Annotated in this window: 13 protein-coding genes; 5 read left to right on the top strand and 8 right to left on the bottom strand. The window is 70.8% G+C overall.

What is annotated here, in order from left to right; all coding sequences use genetic code 11:
- Window positions 1–223 precede the first annotated feature (223 nt).
- Genes argE through ACE3Q3_RS05270 form a run of 3 tightly spaced genes read left to right on the top strand, consistent with a single transcriptional unit; the run spans window position 224 to window position 3491 of the window.
- On the top strand, window positions 224–1396 hold the full coding sequence (gene argE / locus ACE3Q3_RS05280) for an acetylornithine deacetylase (protein WP_374442999.1): 1173 nt from the start codon (window positions 224–226) through the stop codon (window positions 1394–1396).
- A 29-nt stretch (window positions 1397–1425) separates the two neighbouring features.
- Window positions 1426–2382 carry a M14 family metallopeptidase gene (locus tag ACE3Q3_RS05275; RefSeq protein ID WP_374442996.1) on the top strand — a complete coding sequence of 319 codons (957 nt, stop codon included), beginning with the start codon at window positions 1426–1428 and terminating at the stop codon, window positions 2380–2382.
- A 5-nt stretch (window positions 2383–2387) separates the two neighbouring features.
- Window positions 2388–3491: an AbrB family transcriptional regulator gene (locus ACE3Q3_RS05270; RefSeq protein ID WP_374442993.1), complete on the top strand. Its 1104-nt coding sequence runs from the start codon at window positions 2388–2390 to the stop codon at window positions 3489–3491.
- A gap of 3 nt (window positions 3492–3494) precedes the next feature.
- Here the strand turns inward: ACE3Q3_RS05270 and otsA are convergent, their stop codons facing one another.
- The 4 genes from otsA to ACE3Q3_RS05250 are packed head-to-tail and all read right to left on the bottom strand — an operon-like array spanning window position 3495 to window position 8327.
- Complete coding sequence (otsA, locus tag ACE3Q3_RS05265; protein ID WP_374442989.1) at window positions 3495–4886, bottom strand: alpha,alpha-trehalose-phosphate synthase (UDP-forming); 1392 nt, start codon at window positions 4884–4886, stop codon at window positions 3495–3497.
- Entirely contained in the window at window positions 4871–6682 is a 1812-nt protein-coding gene (locus tag ACE3Q3_RS05260) for a glycoside hydrolase family 15 protein (RefSeq protein ID WP_374442985.1), read from the bottom strand. The genes otsA and ACE3Q3_RS05260 overlap by 16 nt, the downstream gene beginning before the upstream one ends.
- On the bottom strand, window positions 6679–7473 hold the full coding sequence (gene otsB / locus ACE3Q3_RS05255; RefSeq protein ID WP_374442982.1) for a trehalose-phosphatase: 795 nt from the start codon (window positions 7471–7473) through the stop codon (window positions 6679–6681). Before otsB ends, ACE3Q3_RS05260 begins: the two co-directional genes overlap by 4 nt.
- A gap of 53 nt (window positions 7474–7526) precedes the next feature.
- On the bottom strand, window positions 7527–8327 hold the full coding sequence (locus ACE3Q3_RS05250) for an SDR family NAD(P)-dependent oxidoreductase (protein ID WP_374442979.1): 801 nt from the start codon (window positions 8325–8327) through the stop codon (window positions 7527–7529).
- A 135-nt stretch (window positions 8328–8462) separates the two neighbouring features.
- Between ACE3Q3_RS05250 and ACE3Q3_RS05245 the strand changes: the two genes are divergently transcribed.
- Complete coding sequence (locus ACE3Q3_RS05245) at window positions 8463–9977, top strand: MmgE/PrpD family protein (RefSeq protein WP_374443053.1); 1515 nt, start codon at window positions 8463–8465, stop codon at window positions 9975–9977.
- A 122-nt stretch (window positions 9978–10099) separates the two neighbouring features.
- Window positions 10100–10636 carry a hypothetical protein gene (locus ACE3Q3_RS05240; RefSeq protein WP_374442976.1) on the top strand — a complete coding sequence of 179 codons (537 nt, stop codon included), beginning with the start codon at window positions 10100–10102 and terminating at the stop codon, window positions 10634–10636.
- Between the two features lie 49 nt (window positions 10637–10685).
- Here the strand turns inward: ACE3Q3_RS05240 and ACE3Q3_RS05235 are convergent, their stop codons facing one another.
- The 4 genes from ACE3Q3_RS05235 to ACE3Q3_RS05220 are packed head-to-tail and all read right to left on the bottom strand — an operon-like array spanning window position 10686 to window position 15823.
- Window positions 10686–11900 carry a CaiB/BaiF CoA transferase family protein gene (locus ACE3Q3_RS05235; RefSeq protein WP_374442974.1) on the bottom strand — a complete coding sequence of 405 codons (1215 nt, stop codon included), beginning with the start codon at window positions 11898–11900 and terminating at the stop codon, window positions 10686–10688.
- Window positions 11897–12994 carry an ABC transporter ATP-binding protein gene (locus ACE3Q3_RS05230; protein WP_374442971.1) on the bottom strand — a complete coding sequence of 366 codons (1098 nt, stop codon included), beginning with the start codon at window positions 12992–12994 and terminating at the stop codon, window positions 11897–11899. Before ACE3Q3_RS05230 ends, ACE3Q3_RS05235 begins: the two co-directional genes overlap by 4 nt.
- Window positions 12987–14693, bottom strand: coding sequence for an ABC transporter permease (locus ACE3Q3_RS05225; RefSeq protein ID WP_374442968.1), 1707 nt, complete (start codon window positions 14691–14693; stop codon window positions 12987–12989). Before ACE3Q3_RS05225 ends, ACE3Q3_RS05230 begins: the two co-directional genes overlap by 8 nt.
- Window positions 14694–14716: 23 nt before the next feature.
- Complete coding sequence (locus ACE3Q3_RS05220) at window positions 14717–15823, bottom strand: ABC transporter substrate-binding protein (protein ID WP_374442965.1); 1107 nt, start codon at window positions 15821–15823, stop codon at window positions 14717–14719.
- Window positions 15824–15970 lie beyond the last annotated feature (147 nt).

Here is a 15970-nt window from a genome sequence, read left to right as displayed (position 1 = left end):
CCTAGTCTCCCTTATTGGCCCCGTCATGCGCGGGGCGATAAAATTCGGCTGGCCGCACCATCGCCGAAATCGCCCGTCAAGGCAACGCGAGGGCGGCGGGCGGCCGGAACTGCCCCAGGAATAGACGAGAACGCCCGATCCGCCAATGCGGAGCGTTGGCACCCGGCCGTCCGCTCCGCCATAGTGGGCTGACATCCCGCCCCCTGGGTCCCGCATCCGACAGGTGACGCCCGTGAGCCGCCCTTCCGCCGACGCCCTCCGCATGATCGAGCGTCTGATCGCCTTCGACACGACCAGCCGCAACTCCAACCTCGAGCTGATCCGCTGGATCGAAGGCTATCTCGCCGAGCACGGCATCGCCTCGGAACTCTTCTTCGACGACGAGGGACGCAAGGCGAACCTGTTCGCCACCATCGGCCCCGGCGACCGCGGCGGGGTGATGCTGTCCGGCCATACCGACGTCGTCCCGATCGACGGCCAGGAATGGTCGACGGACGCCTTCCGCGTCATCGAGAAGGACGGCCGGCTCTATGGCCGCGGCACCACCGACATGAAGAGCTTCGTCGCCGTCGCGCTGGCCATGGTGCCGCGCTTCCAGGCGGCACCGCTCAAGACCCCGATCCACCTCGCCTTCTCCTACGACGAGGAGGTCGGCTGCCTCGGGGTGCGCAAGATGATCGCCGGGCTCGCCGACCGCCCGGTCCGGCCCCAGGCCTGCATCGTCGGCGAGCCGACCGAGATGCAGGTCATCGTCGGACACAAGGGCAAGCTCAGCTATCGCTGCCATGTCCGCGGCTTCGAGTGCCATTCGTCGATCTGCCACACCGGCGTCAATGCGGTGGAGGCCGCCGCCGAGGTCATCGCCTACCTCAAGGCCATGGTCCGGCGCTTGCGCGACGACGGCCCGCACGACCCGGCGTTCGACCCGCCCTACACCACCGTCCATACCGGCCTGATCCAGGGCGGCACCGCCCTCAACATCGTGCCCAAGGACTGCTGGTTCGATTTCGAGTTCCGCTACCTGCCGGGCACCGACCCGCACCGGCTCCTGGCCGAGGTGCAGGACTTCGCCGCGACCAAGCTCCTGCCGGAAATGCGGGCGGTGCAGGCGGATACCGGCTTCACCTGGACCGAGCTGTCGGAATTCCCGGGGCTCGGCACCGCCGACGACGCCCCGGTCGCCGAACTGGCCCGCTCGCTCTCGGGCGCCAACCGTTCGGGCAAGGTCGCCTTCGGCACCGAGGCGGGCCTGTTCGAGGCGGCCGGCATCCCGACCGTCGTCTGCGGCCCGGGCAGCATCGACCAGGCGCACAAGCCCAACGAGTTCATCGCCATCGACCAGGTCGCCGCCTGCGAGGCCTTCCTCGCCCGCCTCACCGACCGCCTTTCCGCCTGATCCCGCAGGCGCAGCCCGACGGAACCGCCATGGCCTTCGCCGAAGAGTACCCGATCGAGATCCAGCCGGTGGACATCGCCCCCTACCGCCAGGGCAACACCGGCATCGACTATGCCTGGACCTTCGACAGCGGCCGGCCCGGCCCGCACGTCATGGTCAACGCGGTGATCCACGGCAACGAGCTGTGCGGCGCCGTCGCCGTCGACTTCCTGTTCCGCGAGAAGGTGCGGCCGAAGGCCGGCCGGCTCAGCCTCGTCTTCTGCAACGTCGCGGCCTACCTGTCCTTCGATCCGGCACGCCCGTCGGCGTCGCGCTTCGTCGACGAGGACATGAACCGGGTCTGGACCCCGGAGGTGCTGGACGGGCCGCGGCAGTCGACCGAACTCGCCCGCGCCCGCGAGCTCCGGCCGCTGATCGACACGGTCGACCAGCTGCTCGACCTGCACTCGATGCAGCACGCAACCGCGCCCCTCGCGCTGGCCGGTCTGACGGGCCAGGGCCTGGCGCTCGCCCGCGCCGTCGCCGTGCCGGAGCTGGTGGTCTGCGACGAAGGCCACAAGGCCGGCAGGCGGCTGCGGGACTATGGGGACTTCGGCGTCGCCGGCCACCAGCGGGCGGCGCTGCTCGTCGAATGCGGCCAGCACTGGGAGCGCTCCTCGGTCGACGTCGCCATGGCCTCGACGCTGCGCTTCCTGCGGCTCTTCGACATCGTCGACGACGTCTTCCTGGCACGCCATCTGCCGGCGGGCGTCCCGGGCGCCCAGAAGATCGTCGAGGTCACCGAGGCGGTGACCATCGAGACCGACGACTTCGCGTTCGCGCAGCCCTTCATCGGGCTCGAGGTGCTGGAGAAGGCGGGAACCCCGATCGGCCGCGACGGCCCGCGGACGATCGTCACCCCCTACGACCGCTGCATCCTCATCATGCCGTCCCGGCGCCTCACCAAGGGCAACACCGCCGTGCGGCTCGGCCGCTTCGTCGGCTGAGCCCGGTGGCGGCGAAACCGCGCCGGCACCGACCGCCGCCGCCTCCCGCCGGGCACGTCGTCCGCGCGCTTGCCATCGGCGCCGGTGGCGGCGCCGTCTTCTGGCTGCTCGACATGCCCCTGCCCTGGATGCTCGGCGCGATGACGGCCTGCATCGCCGCCTCGGTCGGCGGCGTCCGCGTCGGCATGCCGCGCTGGCTGCGCTCCAGCATGGTCGTCGTTCTCGGCGTGATGCTGGGCAGTTCCTTCACGCCCGAACTGTTCCACAGCATCGGGCGCTGGGGGCTGACCCTCTGCGGCCTCGTCGCCTATGTCGCGGTGGCGGGCGGCGCGACCTATCTCTATTTCCGCAAGGTCGCCGGCTACGGACCGATCACCTCGTTCTTCACCGCCATGCCGGGCGGCCTCAACGAGATGGTGCTGGTCGGTGGCGCGATGGGCGGCGACCCGCGCGTCATCGGGCTGACGCACGGCGCGCGCGTCATGCTGGTCGTCTTCATTCTCGTCTTCGGGTTCCGGTTCTTCGGCGGCTACCAGCCGACCGGCACGGCGGGAGCGGGCCAGTCGATCCTGCATTTCCCGCTCGACGACCTCGCGATCCTCGCCGCCTGCGGCGTCGTCGGCGCCGCCACGGCCGTATGGCTGCGACTGCCGGCGGCCCCGCTCATGGGCGCCATGATCGTCAGCGGCGTCGTGCACATGGCCGGCATCACCGCCAGCCGGCCGCCGGCGGAACTGGTCGCCGCGGCCCAGGTCGGCATCGGCAGCGCCGTCGGCTCGCGCTTCGCCGGCGTGAAGCTGGCGACGATCGCGCACACGACCATGCACGCCGCCGCCGGCACGGTCATCACGCTGGGCGCCGCCCTCGCCAGCGCCTCGGCGCTGCACGGCCTGACCGGCATCCCGACGCTGGCGCTGCTCCTCGCCTACGCGCCGGGGGGCCTGCCGGAGATGAGCCTCGTCGCCCTGGCGCTCGGCATCGACGCGGCCTTCGTCGCGACCCACCACCTCGCCCGGGTCCTCATCATCATCGGCGTCGCGCCGCCCTTCTTCCGATCGGTCGGGGGCGGCCGCAAGCTGCCGCCGGAGCGCCCGCCCGACGACGACTGACGATCAGGCGGCCTGTCGCCCCGTATCGCCGGCGGCGAGCCGGGCGACGAAGGATTCGCACCAGCTCTGGATGGTGTTGCCGCGGAGTTCGGCCATCATCTCGTTCCAGCGCGCGCGGCGCTCCTCGCGCGGCATGGTGAGGGCCATGTGGATGGCGTCGCCCACCTCCTCGACGTCGAAGGGATTGACGACGAGCGCCTGCGGCAGCGAGCGGGCCGCGCCGGCGAAGCGCGACAGCACCAGCACCCCGGGGTCGTCCGGGTCCTGGGCCGCCACGTACTCCTTGGCGACGAGGTTCATCCCGTCGCGCAGCGGCGTCACCAGACCGACCGCCGCGTAGCGGTAGAAGCCTGCCAGGACCTGGCGCGGGAAGGCCTTGTTGAGATAGCGGACGGGGGCCCAGTCGAACTCGCCGAAGCGGCCGTTGATGCGTCCGACCCAGCCCTCGAGGTCGCGCCGGAGGGCGCGGTACTGCTCGACCTCGCCGCGCGAGATCGGCGCGATCTGCATGTAGGTGACGCGGCCGCGATGTTCGGGGTGCGCCTCGAGCAGCGTCTGGAAGGATTCCATGCGCTGCGGGATGCCCTTGGAATAGTCGAGCCGGTCGACGCCGATGACGAGGCGCCGTCCGGCGAGGCTCTCCCGGAGCCGCTGGACGTGGGGGCCGTCGACCGCGGCCTCGGCGAGCTCGACGAAGGTCGCGGTGTCGATCCCGATCGGGAAGGCGCCGGCATGCCCCTCCCGGCCGAAGGCCCGGAAGCGGCCGTCGGCATCCACCGTCCCGCCCCCCTCGCGCTCCAGGTAGCTCGCGAAGGCGCGCAGGTCGTCGCCCGTCTGGAAGCCGACGAGGTCGTAGCAGCACAGGTCGGACATCAGGCGGCGGTGCCGCGGCAGCGCCGTCAGCACCTCCAGCGCGGGCAGCGGGATATGCAGGAAGAAGCCGATCCGGTTGGCGACGCCCAGCGCCCGCAGCGCCGCCGCCAGCGGGAAGAAGTGGTAGTCGTGGATCCAGACGAGGTCGTCCGGGCGCAGCAGCGGCGCCAGCCGCTCGGCGAAGAGCCGGTTGACGCGGAGATAGCCCTCGTAGGCGCTGCGGCTGAACTCGATCAGTCCGAGCCGGTAGTGGCAGAGCGGCCAGAGCGTGGCGTTGGCGTAGCGGACGTAGAAATCGTCGTGGTCGGCCTGGGTCAGCGGGATGGTGGCGAACTGGATGTTGCCGGCTTCCTGGATCCGCGGCGCCGGCGGGTTCTCCTGGCAGATGTCGCCGCTCCAGCCGAACCACAGGCCGCCGCGCCGCGCCAGCGCCTCGCGCAGGCCGACCGCCAGTCCGCCGGCCCGGGCACCGCGGTCGCGCGGCGCCGCGGTCCGGTTGGAGACGATCACGAGCCGCGCCAAAACGCCTCCTCCCAACTCTTGGACAGCCGCATCGCCGAGACGATCAGGCCGACCATCGAGTAGGTCTGCGGAAAGTTGCCCCAGAGCTCGCCGCGCGACGGATCGAGATCCTCCGACAGCAGGCCATGATGGGTGCGGCAGCTCAGCACCTGCTCGAACAGCGCCCGGGCCTCGTCCTTGCGCCCGACGGCAACCAGCGCGTCGATGTACCAGAAGGTGCAGACGGTGAAGGACGTCTCCGGCATGCCGAAATCGTCGGGCGCGGCGTATCGCATGAGGTGGGCGCCGCGCCGGAGCCGGCGCTCGATCGTCGCCAGGGTGCCGAGGAATCGCGGATCGTCCGCGGCCACCAGCCCGATCTCCTGCAGCAGCAGCAGGCTGGCATCGACCTCGGTGCTGCCCTGGGCATCGACGAAGGTGCCGAGTTCGGCGTTCCAGGCCTCCGCCAGCAGGCGCTCGCGGATGCCGTCGGCGATCCCCCGCCACTCCGCGGCCCGCTCCGTCTCCCCCAGCACGGTCCCGATCTTGGCGAGCCGGTCGCACGCCGCCCAGCACATCGCGGTCGAATGGGTGTGGACGCGCATCCGGCCGCGGAACTCCCACAGGCCGGCATCCGGCTCGAACGCCACCGCGGCCGCCTTGCGGCCCAGCCGCTCGAGCCGCCGGAAGAGGTCGAGATCGCCGCGATGCGGCAGGCGCTCGTCGAAGAACATCTGGGCGGCGGCGAGCACGACGCTGCCGTAGCTGTCGTTCTGGACCTGCACCTGCGCCAGGTTGCCGACCCGGACCGGGCCCATCCCGCGGTAGCCGCGCAGCGTCGGCACGGTCCGCTCGTCGAGCGGCAGCGACGGCAGTAGGCCGTAGACCGGCTTCAGCACGCCCGTCGTCTCCGCCTGCGCCACCGTCGTGATGTAGCGCAGGAAATGCTCCATGGTCAGCGTCGCGCCGAGCCGGTTCAGGGCATGGACGACGAAGTACGCATCCCGGAGCCAGCAGTAGCGATAGTCCCAGGTCCTGGGCGTGCCGGGCGCCTCGGGGACCGAGGTGGTGAGCGCCGCGACGATGGCCCCCGTCTCCTCGAAGGCGCAGAGCTTGAGGGTGATCGCGGCCCGGATCACCGCCTCCTGCCATTCGAACGGGACCGACAGGTAGCGCTGCCAGTCGATCCAGTATTCCCGGGTCCGCTCCAGGAATTCGACGCCGAGCCGCGGCACCGAGCCGGCGAAGGTCTCGTCCGGGCCGAGGATCAGGGTGACGGCGTGCGTCAGCGCGAAGGGCTGCTCGGTCACCACATGGGCGAGCGGCGCGTCCGTCGTCAGGCGCAGGACCGGCGACCCGGTCGCCGGGTCGTCGGCGAAATAGCGCACATGGTTGCTGCCGATCGTCTGCGCCGCGCGCGAGGCGCCATAGTTGAAGCGTGGTCGCAGCCGCACCGTCACCAGCGGCATGCCCCGGATCGGCTCCAGGCGACGGACGATCGTCGGCGGCCGGTAGACGCGGTCGAACTGCTTGAAGCGCGGCGCATAGTCGACGATCCGCACCGCCGATCCGTTGCCGTCGGTGAGGATCGTTTCCATGATGGCGGTGTTGCCGAGATAGCGCTGGGTGCTGCCGGCACAGCCCTCCAGTTCGATCGCGTACGCGCCCTCGCGCTTCTCGTCGCCGTCGAGCAGGCTGCAGAAAACGGGTTCGCCGTCGAGCCGCGGATAGCACATCCAGACGATGCGGCCGACGCGGTCGATCAGCGCCGCCACCACCGAGTTGCCGATCACCCCGAGGTCGAGATTCGCCGTCATCGAGCCGCCGCTCCCGTCGCGGTCGCCATTCCTGTCCCTCCTGCAACCCGCGACAGCCAGTCCCGGACCGCCGCCGCATCGGTGAAGGCCGGCCGCCGCGGGATGGCCGGATTGATCCCGACCGCCAGGGCCAGCCCGCCTGCCGCCTCCACCGCGCGAAAGCCGTCCTCGTCGGTGACGTCGTCGCCGATGAAGATGGGGCGGCGACCGGCAAACGCCGGCGAGGCCAGGAAGGTGCCGACCGCCGCGCCCTTGGTGTGCCGCCGGTCGCGCAGTTCGCGGACCATCTTGCCCTCGAGCAGTTCCACGGCGCCGCCCGCCGCGGCGACGAGGGTGCGGAGCGCGCGGGTCAGCTGCGTCTCCGCCTCCGGCTCGCGGCGGAAATGGACGGCGACGGCAGCCCCCTTCTCCTCGACCTCGACGTTGGGCCACACCGCCGCGATCGTGCGCACCTGCGGCACCAGGGCGGGAAGGATCGGATCGATACGGCGGGCGACGACCGCGCCCGCACCGTCGAGGCGGTATTCCGCGCCGTGCTGGCCGGCCGCCGGCAGGCGCAGCGGCCGGAACAGGTGGTCGAGCTCGGTCACCGGCCGGCCGCTCACCAGCGCCAGCGCTCCGTCGAGAAGGCCGAAGAGCTGGCGCAGGTCCGGCACCAGCCGCGGCGGAACGGACACTCCCTGGGGCTCGTCGGCGATGTCCAGCAGCGTTCCGTCGACATCGAGGAAGAGCGCCCAGGACGCGTCGAGCGTCGCGGGCGGCATCCGCCACCCGCCGTCTTGTACGTTCATCGGCCATTCATGTCGCCCGAATGGCCGCCCGGATCAACCCCGCAGGTGCATCCTCATGCGCAGCGGGCGGTCAGCCCGCCGTCGACCACCAGTTCGTGGGCGGTGACGTAGCGCGCCTCGTCGGATGCCAGGAAGAGCGCCGCATGGGCGACGTCCCAGGCGTCCCCCATGCGGCCGGTCGGGCATTGCCGGTGCCGCTTCTCGAGCATTTGTTCGACGTCGCCGTCGGCATAGGCGGCAGGCAGCCCGTGGCGGATCATCGGCGTGTCCATGAGGCCGGGCAGGATCGAGTTGCAGCGGATGCCCTTGGCGGCATAGGCGAGCGCCACCGCCTTCGTCATCATCCCGACGGCACCCTTGGTGGCGTAGTAGGAGATGTAGTCGATCCCGGTCCAGCGGATGCCGGCGATCGAGGCCGTGTTGACGATCGAGCCGGACCCCTGGCGCTCCATCACCGGCAGCACATGCTTGCACACCAGGAAGACGCTCTTCTGGTTGACGCGCTCGACCCGGTCCCAGTCCTCCTCCGACAGGTCGACGGCGCCGCCGACGACGGCGATGCCGACGTTGTTGTGCAGCACGTCGATCCGCCCGAACCGCGCGACGCAGGCGGCCACCATGGCGCGGACATCGGCGTGCGAGGAGACGTCGGCCCGGTGCGCGACGGCGGTGCCGCCCTCGGCCGTGACGATGGCGGCGGTCTCTTCGGCCGCCGCCTGGTTGATGTCGACGGCAAACACCGAGGCGCCCTCGCGCGCGAACAGCACCGACGTCGCCTTGCCGTTGCCCCAGCCCGGTCCCGACGACCCCGCCCCGGTCACGATCGCCACCTTCCCTGCCAGCCTGCCCGCCATGCCGAACCCTCCTCCCCTGCCGCCGGCCGGTCGCCGGCCGGCCCCGCGTGCCGCGACGATACGGGACGCTCCGCCGCAGCGGGAAGGGGCTGTGGCAGGGACCCGGCTTCTGCTAGCCATTCCGCCATGGATGCTCTGATCGCCCACCAAGTCCGCGTACATCCCTCGGCCGACCGCCTGCCGCGCGAGGACCAGCTCGCCTGGAAGATCGCCGAGGTCGCGACCGGCCGGCCACCGGTCGCTCCGGAGGTGGCGGCGATGGCCGCCTGCCGCGTCGTCGACAATGCGGCGGTGGCGCTCGCCGCCGTCAACCGGGCGCCCGTCGCGGCCGCCCGCGCCATGGCGCTCGCCCATCCGCGGACCGGCGGCGCCAGCCTCTTCGGCCTGCCGGACGACGTCCGCGTCGATGCCGAGTGGGCGGCCTGGGCCAATGCGACGGCGGTCCGCGAGCTCGACTTCCACGACACGTTCCTCGCCGCCGACTACGCCCATCCGGGCGACTCGATCGCGCCACTGCTGGCGGTCGCCGAGCAGACCGGCCGTGACGGGGCCACCCTCGCCCGCGCCATCGCCGTCGCCTACGAGATCCACGTCGCGCTGGTGAAGGCGATCTGCCTGCACCAGTTCAAGAAGGACCATGTCGCCCACCTGGCGCCGGCGACCGTCGCCGGGCTCGGCGCCCTCCTCGACCTGCCGACGCCGGTCGTCTTCAACGCGGTCAACCAGGCGGTCCATCTCGCCTTCTCGACTCGGCAGTCGCGCAAGGGCGAGATCAGCTCCTGGAAGGCCTTCGTCCCCGGCTTTTCCGGCAAGCTGGCGATCGAGGCGGTCGACCGCGCGATGCGCGGCGAAGCCGCCCCGAGCCCGATCTACGAAGGCGAGGACTCGGTCATCGCCTGGATGCTGGCCGGACGCGACGCACGCTACACGGTCCGGCTGCCGGCGCCGGGCGCGCCCCCCCGGGGCATCCTCGAGACCTACACCAAGGCGCACTCGGCCGAGTACCAGGCGCAGGCCCTGATCGACGCCGCCCGCGAACTCGGCGGCCGCGTCGACCTGGGGCGGGTGGCGGAGGTCATCCTCCACACCAGCCACCACACGCACTACGTCATCGGCACCGGCGCCAACGATCCGCAGAAGATGGACCCCGACGCCAGCCGGGAGACCCTCGACCATTCGATCATGTACATCCTGGCGGTGGCGCTCGAGGACCGTGCCTGGCACCACGAGCTAAGCTACGCGCCCGAGCGCGCGCACCGGCCGTCGACGGTGGCGCTGTGGCGCCGGATCCGCACCGTCGAGGACCCGGCCTGGACCCGTGCCTATCACGCGGAAGACCCGGCGGAGCGGGCTTTCGGCGGGCGGATCGAGATCCGCCTCGACGACGGCACAGCGGTCGAGGCAAGCCGTGCCGTCGCCGACGCCCACCCGAACGGCGCCGCGCCGTGGACCTGGCCGGACTATGTCGGCAAGTTCCGCGCGCTCACCGAGGGTGCGATCCAGCCGGACGAGGCCGAGCGCTTCGTCGCACTCGCCCAGCGCCTGCCGGCCCTCACCGCCGCGGAGGTGCGGCGCCTCAACCCGGTTCTGCCCGGCGGCCGGGTCGAGACGCCGCAGCGGGGGCGCGGCATCTTCGACTGGGCGAAGTGACGCCGGCCATCCGGTTCCGAGGAACAATGGCACCGCCATTCGGTTGACCTCGCGAGAGCCCCCGAAGGCGCCATCGGCGCGCGGCGGCTTCGACGAGAGACGCACAATCGAAAGGTCCGATCATGAAGACGACGTTCCTGTCGGCGACCGCGCTCGCCTTCGCCCTGGCCACGCCGTCGGTGCTCGCCGCTCCGACCACGACCGGCGATCCGGCCGCGGGCCGGGCCGAGACGGGGCGGCTGGCGCAGGCCAACCCGCCGCAGAGCCGGCCGGGGACGCCCGAACAGGGCGGTCAGCGCACCGGCGATCCCGGCACCGCGGCCGCCCCCACCAGCACGACGGGCGCACCGCCGACCCGCCCGAGCGCCGTGCCGATGCCGAGCACCATGCCGTCCGCAGGCCAGCCGGCCGACCCCACCAAGGCCAACGAGGCGACCGGCATGCGCGCGGGCGATCCCGGCGCTCGCCCGCTTCCGGGCACCCCCGGCTCGGGTCCGCAGGTCGGCACCGACCGCACGACCGGCACGGCCGGCGGCAGCATGACCGCCCCTGGCGCGACGTCCCCGGACAAGCCGAAGGGCAGCGACGCGACCGGCATGCGCACCGGCGACCCGGGCGCCCGGCAGCAGCAGCCGACCGGTACCCGTCAGGGAAGCTGAGCGTCCTGGCATGCCCGGTCGGCGCGCAGGGCCGGCCGGGCCTCCGTTCCTAGATGACGGCCGAACTCCGGAGCCGTTCCAGCTCCCCGGCAGCGACCCCGATGCGGGCCAACACCTCGGCCGTGTGCTCCCCCAGTTCCGGGGCCGGCGTGCGGATGGCGCCCGGCGAATCCGACAGGCGCGGCACGACATTGTGCATCGGCACCGTCCCCATCTCGCGGTCCGGCAGTTCCACGACGATGCCCCGGGCCTGGACGTGCGGATCCTCCAGGAACTGGTCGATGTCGTAGATCGGGGCGGCCGTCACCTCCTCCTTGGCGAAATGCGCCATCACGTCGGCGAAGTCGCGCGCAGCGATGAAGTCGCGGATCGGCGCCTCCGCCTCGTCCGGAACCTTGATGCGATCGGCATTGGTGCGGAAGCGCGGGTCCTGGATCATGTCGGGCCGGCCGACGGCGGCATAGACCCGCTCCGCCATCGACTGGATCGAGGCGGAGATCGCGATCCAGCGGCCGTCGCGCGTGCGGAAGGCGTTGCGCGGCGAGGCGGTCCGCGACTGGCTGCCGGTCCGCTGCGGAATGCGCCCGGTGAGCTTGAACTGCGCCGCCTCGGGCCCGAGGATCGAGAAGATCGGGTCGAGCAGCGGCAGGTCGATGACCTGGCCATGGCCGGTGCGGTCGCGATGGCGGAGCGCCACCATCACGGCATAGGCGCCGTAGAGGCCGGCGATCATGTCGGCCAGCGCCAGCGGCGGCAGGACCGGCGGCCGGTCCGGGAAGCCGTTCTTGGCGGCGAAGCCCGAGACCCCCTCGACCAGCGTACCGAACCCCGGCCGCTCCCGGTAAGGTCCGTCCTGGCCCCAGCCGGAGACCCGCACCAGCACCAGCCCGGGATGGATGGCGTGGAGCGCGTCCGGCCCCAGCCCCATCTCCTCCAGCGTGCCGGGCCGGAAGTTCTCGATCATCACGTCCGCCAGCGGCAGCAGCCGCCGCAGCAGGTCCTTGCCCTCCTCCGTGCGCAGGCTGAGGGTCAGGCTCTTCTTGTTCCGGCCATAGACCTTCCAGTGGACGCTGAGGCCGTCGGTCCGCCAATCGCGCAGCGGGTCACCCTTCTTCGGGTCCTCGAGCTTGATGACTTCGGCACCGTAGTCGGCGAGTTGCAGGCTGACCATGTTGCCGGCGACGAGGCGGGACAGGTCGAGCACGACGAGGCCCTGCAGCGGGCCGGCCGCGTCGGGCCGGAACGAAATCGACGGAATGCTCACGCTTCGGGCGCCTCCTCGCCCGCGAAGACCAGCGCCGCCCCCGGCGGCACATGCAGGACGACGTCGCCGAGCGGCAGTTCGCGCGCCGTTTCCACCCGCAGCACGGTCGGCCCGATCTCGAGGTGATACATCCACCGCGAGCCGAGATAGCTGCGGTCGGCGATCTTCGCCTGGAGCTGCGAGCCCTCGGCCGGCGCCGTCTCGCCGGGGGCGAGCACGGCGATGCGCTCCGGCCGGATCGCGACCGTGACCCGCTGGCCCGACGAGATGCCGGGGCGAAGACCGAGCTCGATCGTGTGGCCGCCGTCGAGGCGGATGCGCAGCGCGTCGCCGGTGACCCCTTCCGCGGTGCCCTTGATGAAGTTGCTGGAGCCGATGAAGTCCGCGACGAAGGGGTCGGACGGCTGCTCGTAGATGACCCGCGGGGCGTCGAGCTGGGCGATCCGGCCCTCGCGCATCACCGCGATGCGGTCGGACAGCGCCAGCGCCTCGATCTGGTCGTGGGTGACGTAGATCGTCGTCAGGCCGACCTTCTTGGTGATCTGCGCGAGCCAGGTCCGCGCCCGCTCGCGCAGCTTGGCGTCGAGGTTCGACAGGGGCTCGTCGAGCAGCAGGATGGTCGGCCGGTAGACGAGCGTCCGGGCCAGTGCCACGCGCTGCTGCTGGCCGCCGGAGAGCTGGTGCGGATAACGGCCGGCATAGGGCTGCATCTCGACCAGCGCCAGCGCCTCCTCGACCCGCGCCTGCCGCTCGGCCGAGCGGATACGGCGGAGCTTCAGGGGATAGGCGCAGTTCTCGGCGACCGTCATGTGCGGCCACAGGGCGTAGGACTGGAAGACGAGCCCGCAATTGCGCCGCTCGGGCGGCAGGTAGGCGCCGGTCGCGCCGTCGAAGAAGACGGTCGCGCCGACGCGGATCGAGCCCTCGTCCGGACGGTCGAGCCCGGCGACCGCCGCCAGCGTCGTCGACTTGCCGCAGCCCGACGGCCCGAGCAGCGTCAGGAATTCGCCGTCGGCGATGGTGAGGTCGATATGGTCGACCGCCACCACCGGCCCGAACCGCTTGACCAGCCCCTGGATGCGCACTTCAGCCATAGATCTTCACTCCCAGGAGATGGCGTGCGCCGTAGACGAAGAGGAAGGTGAGCAGCACCTGGAAGGACGCCAGCGCCGCCACCGGCCCGGCATCGCCCTGGATCCAGAAGCTGAGCAGCATGGTGCCGATGACCTCGGCCCCCGGCGAGATCAGGAACACCGCCGCCGAGTACTCGCGGAAGAAGGCGACGAACAGGATCGCGAAGGTCGAGAAGAGTGCCGGCTTGATGAGCGGCAGCAGGATGCGGGTGGCGGTCGTCCACCAGTCCGCCCCCACCGTCCGCGACGCCCGGTCGAGTTCGCGGCCGATCTGCAGCAGCATCGGCGACATCGCGCCGAACCCGGTCGGCAGGTAGCGCATCATGTAGGCGAGCACCAGGATCCAGATCGTGTTGTGCAGGAGCCCGAGCGGCGGGAACAGCAGCATCGCCCACAGGAAGCCGATGCCCGCCACCAGCCCCGGCACCGCCCGAGGATATGTGGCGACGAACTCCAGCGCCCGGCCGTAGCGGAACTCTGAGCGGTGGACGATGATCGCCACCATGGCGACGAAGAGCGTGCAGAGGGCGCCGCCGAAGACCGCGATGCCGATCGTGTTGAGGATCGCCCGGATATAGGCCGGGTAGGAGAAGATCATCACGAAGTGGTCGAAGGTGAGCACTTCCCAGAACGGCAGCAGCGGCGTCAGGAAGCTGGTGACCGAGCGCATCGCGACCCCGATCAGCGGGACGATGACCCCGGCGACGAGGTAGAGGGCCATGCCGACGAAGACCGGCCAGCGCCAGATTCCGAGGTTGAGCACCCGCGGCCGCGCGGCCTTGCCGCCCAGCGTCACGAAGCGCCCGGAATCGCGCAGCAGGCGGGCCTGCAGCCAGAGCAGGAAGCTGACGATCGCGAGCAGCAGCGCGGCGGCCGCACCGACGAGGCCGTAGTCCGGCGTCGCGGCGTCGATGCCGTGCTCGTAGAGATAGGTCGTCAGGAACTCGTAGCCGGCCGGACGGCCGAACAGCAGCGGAATCGCCAGCAGTTCGAGCGCGACCGTGAAGTTGAGGATGACGGCGTAGACGATCGCCGGCCGCAGCAGCGGAATACTGATCGACCACAGGGCCCGGAACGGGCTGGCGCCGGAGATGCGCGCCGCGTCCTCGAGCGAGGGATCGGCCGCCTGGGTCGAGGCGACGCAGAAGAGATAGGTGATCGGCGCCTGCGCGACGCCGCAGATGATCGCCATCCCGTGGATCGTGTAGAGGTCCCACGGCTGGTCGCCCAGCACCTGGGCGAACGACAGCGTGACGTAGCCGGACGGCCCGTACATGACGCTGAAGCCGAACCCGAGGACGAGGTGCGAGATGTAGAGCGGCCAGATCAGCACCTCGCCGATCAGCGCCCGCCCGGGCATGTTCGTCCGTCCCAGCACGATGGCGGCGACGACGCCGATCAGCGTGCCGATGATCGTGGTCAGCGCGCCCAGCGCCAGGGTGTTCCAGATCACGCGCTGGAACTGCGCGCTGCCGAACAGCTTGACGTAGTTGTCGAGCGACAGCACGCCGGCGCCGTCGTAGAGCGGCCGGTCGCTGAACGACTGGTAGAGGATGGGGATGAGCGGGGCGGCGACCATCGCCAGCGTCAGCGCCGCGATTCCCCACTGCGCGAAACGGTCCCGCCCCGGCACGAGCGCCGGGGCGGGAGTCGCCGTCATCGACGACATGGAACGTCAGGCTTTCAGTTGACGCCGAAGACCTTCTTCCACTTGGCCTGGAACTCCGGCCCCTTGGCGACGATGTCGGGATCGTAGTCGACGATCACGAGGTTCTGCTCGCCGCCGGCCTCCTTGGCGACCCGGCTGAAGGTGTAGCGCGGCACCTCGTCGTCCTTCACGTCCGGCCGGTAGGGGGTGAGGCCGCCCTTGCCGAACGCCACCTGTCCCTCGTGGGACACGATGTGGTCGAGCATCAGCTTGGCCGAGTTGACGTTGGTCGAGGCCTTGGGGATGCCCATGCCGCGGATGATGATCGGGGTGCCGTCGCTCGGGAACGACCAGCCGAGAATCTTGGCCCGCGCCGGGTCGTTGAGGCGCGGATAGAGCACGATCGCCGAGACGAAATAGCCGGCCACGTACTCGCCGGCGGTGATCTTCTCGACCATCGGACCGGCGCTGCCCTCGGCGCGGACCACCTTGCCGAGCTGGCCGAACATGTCCCAGGCCTTGTCGCCGTTCTTCTTGACGTAGGCCCAGTTGATGGCGAGGCCGAACGCCTCCGTCCCGGCATTGTAGGTGGTGATCTTGTTCTTGTAGCGGGCCGGCGCCGAGGCCGCCATCTTGGCGAGGTCGGCGATGCTCTTGGGGGCCTGGGCCTCCGGAATCAGCGCCTTGTTGTAGACGATGACCATCGGGTCCGCCGACACGGCGTAGAGGCCCTTGCGCGGCTTGCTCCAGGCCGGAAGCTTCGACGATTCCGGCGATTCGTACTCCATCAGCTCGCCGCGACCGACGAACTGCAGCCACTTGTCGACGGCGCCGTTGATCATCAGGTCGCCGGAGCGTGCGCCCGAGGCCTTCTCGGCATAGTACCGCTCGAACACCTCGCCGGAGCCGAGGTCGAGCGTCTGCACCTCGATCCACGGATACTTCTTCTTGAAGCCCTCGATCACCGGCTTCCAGTTGTACTCGGCCATGATCGAGTAGACGACGAGCTTGTTCTCTTTCTTCGAGCCCTCGATGATCTGCGAATAGTCCTTCGGATAATAGTCCGGAAGGGTCTGCGCGCCGGCGGCCGGCGCGAACGCAAGGGCGGCCGCCAGGACCGCCGGTGCCAAGTAGGTCTTCACGGGTGCATTCCTCCAAGTTTCCAGGTTGAACCGCCGGAACGATGGCCGCAGTAGAGCCCAAGCGAGCCGTTCCGGCAAATCCCGCGTTCCGCCGCGCCCGCGTCGGGCCGCCGCTTCCCGCTCTTCCTTGCCATCGGGCCGATCCTC

This window comes from Allostella sp., from assembly GCF_041913585.1.
Taxonomy (GTDB): Bacteria; Pseudomonadota; Alphaproteobacteria; order ATCC43930; family Allostellaceae; genus Allostella.
The sequence above is the reverse complement of the archived record's forward strand: the minus strand, read 5'-3'. Positions and strand labels throughout refer to the sequence as shown.